The sequence below is a fragment of the Aeromonas sp. HMWF017 genome, from assembly GCF_003061465.1.
GTDB lineage: Bacteria > Pseudomonadota > Gammaproteobacteria > Enterobacterales > Aeromonadaceae > Aeromonas > Aeromonas veronii.
The window spans coordinates 23,908-27,577 of sequence record NZ_QAJD01000154.1 but is presented as its reverse complement, the minus strand read 5'-3'; the positions used below and the strand labels follow the sequence as shown (position 1 = coordinate 27,577).

Sequence of the window (3,670 nt, the reverse complement as noted above, 5' to 3'; positions counted from 1 at the left end):
CGCAAAAACAACAAGGAAACGTTTTCGGCGGCAACGGATAGACACAAAAAGATAAAACGGAACATCAAACCTCTACGGGTGGATATAAGGAACAAAAGTATGAGCATACAAAGACCCAATACCCTGCTTGGCGAATGCATCGCCGAGTTTATCGGAACCGGCCTGCTGATATTTTTCGGCGTCGGATGTGTGGCGGCACTGGTGCTGGCAGGCGCCAACTTCGGGCAGTGGGAAATCTCCATTACCTGGGGTCTGGGTGTGGCCATCGCCATCTATGTGACCGGCGGCATTTCAGGTGCTCACCTGAACCCGGCTGTAACCCTGGCGCTGATGACCTTCTGCGGTTTCGACAAGCGCAAGGTGGTACCCTACATCATCGCCCAGATGGCCGGTGCCTTCTGCTTCGCGGCCCTTGTCTACTTCCTTTATGGTAACCTTTTCACCCAGTGGGAAGTGACCCATAACGTGGTGCGCGGCAGCGTCGAGAGCCTCGGCACCGCCGGGATCTTCTCCACCTATCCCAATGCCCTGCTGACCAACATGCAAGCCTTCGCCGTCGAGCTGGTGATCACCGCCGTCCTGATGCTGGGTATCATGGCGCTGGGTGACAACAACAATGGCGCCCCCAAAGGCTTCGCTGCCGCTCTGCTGATCGGTATCCTGATCGCGGTGATCGGCGCCTCCCTTGGCCCGTTAACCGGTTTTGCCATGAACCCGGCCCGTGACTTTGGTCCGAAACTGTTCGCGTTCTTTGCCGGCTGGGGTGATGTTGCCCTGACCGGTGGTCGTGACAACCCCTACTTCTGGGTTCCGATCCTTGGCCCCATCGTTGGCGCCCAGATTGGTACCGCTCTGTATGTCAAAGTGCTGGCTCCCTGCGTCCCGGGCAACCGTGTCGTCACCACCGAGCAAGCGACCCAAACCGCCAAAGAAGAGGCTGCCGCATAAGAGCGGCCCCCTCCAACGTATAAAAACGTGGAAAATAGAAACGTGGAGAACATCATGTCTGCTGAAAAGAAATATGTCGTCGCTCTGGACCAGGGAACTACCTCTTCCCGCGCCATCGTGTTTGATCAGGATGCCAACATTGTCGGTACCTCCCAGCGCGAATTCACCCAGCACTACCCGAAAGCGGGCTGGGTAGAGCACGACCCGATGGAGATCTGGGCGACCCAATCCTCCGTCTTTACCGAAGTGCTGGCCAAGACCGGCCTGCGCAGCGAAGAGATCGCCGCCATCGGTATCACCAACCAGCGTGAAACCACCGTCGTCTGGGAAAAGGCCACCGGCAAGCCCATCTACAACGCCATCGTCTGGCAGTGCCGCCGCACCGCCGCCATCTGCGAGGAGTTGAAAGCGCGCGGTCTGGAAGAGTACGTTCGCGAAAACACCGGTCTGGTGCTGGATGCCTACTTCTCCGGTACCAAGGTGAAGTGGATCCTCGATAACGTGGAAGGTGCCCGCGAGAAGGCGATGAACGGCGAACTGCTGTTCGGCACCATCGATACCTGGCTGGTCTGGAAGATGACCAATGGCGAAGTGCACGTCACTGACCCAACCAACGCCTCCCGTACCATGCTCTACAACATCCGCGAGCTGAAGTGGGACGAGAAGATGCTGGACGAGCTGGGCATCCCCATGTCCATGCTGCCGGAAGTGAAACCCTCTTCCGAAGTGTACGGCTACACCACCCGTGGCGGCGGTTCCCGCATCCCCATCGCCGGTATCGCCGGTGACCAGCAGTCTGCCCTGTTCGGCCAGCTCTGCTTTGAAAAAGGGATGGCCAAGAACACCTACGGCACCGGCTGCTTCATGCTGATGAACACCGGCACCGAGCCGGTTCGCTCCAGCAACGGCCTGCTGACTACCGTTGCCATCGGCCCGAAAGGGGAAGTGAACTACGCGCTGGAAGGTGCGGTATTCATGGGCGGCGCCACCATCCAGTGGTTGCGTGACGAGCTGAAGATCATTCACGATGCCCGCGATACCGACTACTTCGCCTCCAAGGTGGGCGATACCAACGGCGTCTATCTGGTACCGGCCTTCGTTGGTCTGGGCGCGCCCTACTGGGATCCGTATGCTCGCGGCACCATGGTCGGTCTGACCCGTGGTGCCAACCGCAACCACATCATCCGTGCTGCGCTGGAATCCATCGCCTATCAGAGCCGCGATGTGCTGGATGCGATGCAGCAGGACTCCGGCATCAAGCTGGCAGCTCTCAAGGTAGACGGCGGAGCCGTAGCCAACGACTTCCTGATGCAGTTCCAGGCTGACATGATGCACACCCCGGTGGTACGTCCGACCCGCATCGAGACAACCGCTATGGGCGCCGCCTTCCTGGCAGGTCTGGCCGTCGGTTTCTGGAAGAGCTCGGACGAGCTGGAAGACAAGTTCAGCGTGGACCGCGAGTTCATCCCGCAGATGGACAGAGACGATCGCGCCAAACGTTACAGCGGCTGGCAAAAAGCGGTTGAGCGTTCACGCCGTTGGGCTGAAGAGGATTGATCGGGCACCCGACATTCCGTTGAGATAAACACCAGAGAGGCCGACCGCAATGTCGGCCTCTCTTTTTATGCTTTCCCTTGCCGCTTTCTGCCCCCTTCCCCGCTCATTGCTCCCTCCTGTTTTTCTGCTGCCCTCTGTTGTCACCATCCACCACAACGCAATTGAGTTCTCTATCTATAATCATCATCTGGGTCGCATATGCGACCTTATTTATGAGGAGAGCGATATGGAGAGGGCGATACACCGTTTTACACTGCACTCACTCTGGTCAGGGCTCGGGATCCGCACCCGGATCCTCGCTGGCGTAGCGATACTGATGGCCATCGCCATCAGCTGCATCACCTTGATCCTCGAGCAGATATCCCACAGTCAGGCCCAGCAGCGGGTCGAACGCTACGAGCTGCCAAGCAGCGTGGATCGCATTGCCAACCAGCTGACCGCCCAGCTTATCCAGCACCTGACCGAAGCACAGGCGCTGGCCAGCAACCGCTTTGTCATCGACTGGCTGACCGCTGGCATGCCAGAGCAAGAGTGGCCCGCCATGGAGCGTTACTTTCAGGATCTGCAACGGCGGATCGGCGGCAACGTCTTTATCGCCCCCCGCCAGAGCAACACCCTGATCAACTTCAGCGGCGGCCCCACCGCCCAGAAATCGCTGAGCGAATCAGACCCGAAAGATGGGTGGTTTTTCGGCTTTCTCAAACGCAGCAAACCCTATGAGCTGAACCTCGACATCTCGGATTTTGACAAGCGAGCGTCCCTCTATATCAACACCGCCGTCACCCACGAGGGCAAGACCCTGGCGGTGGCAGGCACCTCCATCGACATGAGCGCCCTGAGCAAGCTCATCAGCGGCTATCGGATCGGCAAGAGTGGTCAGGTCTATCTGGCGGACATGGAGGGCAATATCGAGATCCACCCCGAGCAGGAGGTGGAAGGTGCCGCCCACCACCAGCAATCCTTCCTCGATACCGTCAAACGGCTTATTCCCAATGCCCGGGAACAGGTGGCCGTAGAGGCGCTAACGCTGGAGGGACAAACCTATCTCATCGCGGTGCGTTACATCCCCACCCTCAACCGGCTGCTGATTGGCGAGATCAACAGCGCCGAGCTGGAAGAGGGACTGCAGGAATCCCGCCAGCTCATTATCATGGTGTCGCTCGCC

General features: G+C 58.8%; 3 protein-coding genes. All 3 read left to right on the top strand.

The window, feature by feature from the left end:
• Positions 1-99: 99 nt before the first annotated feature.
• Positions 100-948 (top strand): MIP/aquaporin family protein, encoded by an 849-nt coding sequence (locus DBR30_RS16760; RefSeq protein WP_005350866.1) that lies wholly within the window; start codon positions 100-102, stop codon positions 946-948.
• A gap of 54 nt (positions 949-1,002) precedes the next feature.
• Positions 1,003-2,505, top strand: a complete 1,503-nt coding sequence (gene glpK, locus DBR30_RS16755) for a glycerol kinase GlpK (protein ID WP_005337546.1) — start codon at positions 1,003-1,005, stop codon at positions 2,503-2,505.
• Between the two features lie 226 nt (positions 2,506-2,731).
• The coding region (locus DBR30_RS22425) for a cache domain-containing protein (RefSeq protein ID WP_258224468.1) at positions 2,732-3,670 on the top strand (939 nt) is incomplete at its 3' end.

Excerpts from the sequence above, each read along its gene's own strand:
- DBR30_RS16760 (WP_005350866.1), top strand. The coding sequence starts at position 100 with ATGAGCATACAAAGACCCAATACCCTGCTTGGCGAATGCATCGCCGAG.
- glpK (WP_005337546.1), top strand. The coding sequence starts at position 1,003 with ATGTCTGCTGAAAAGAAATATGTCGTCGCTCTGGACCAGGGAACTACC.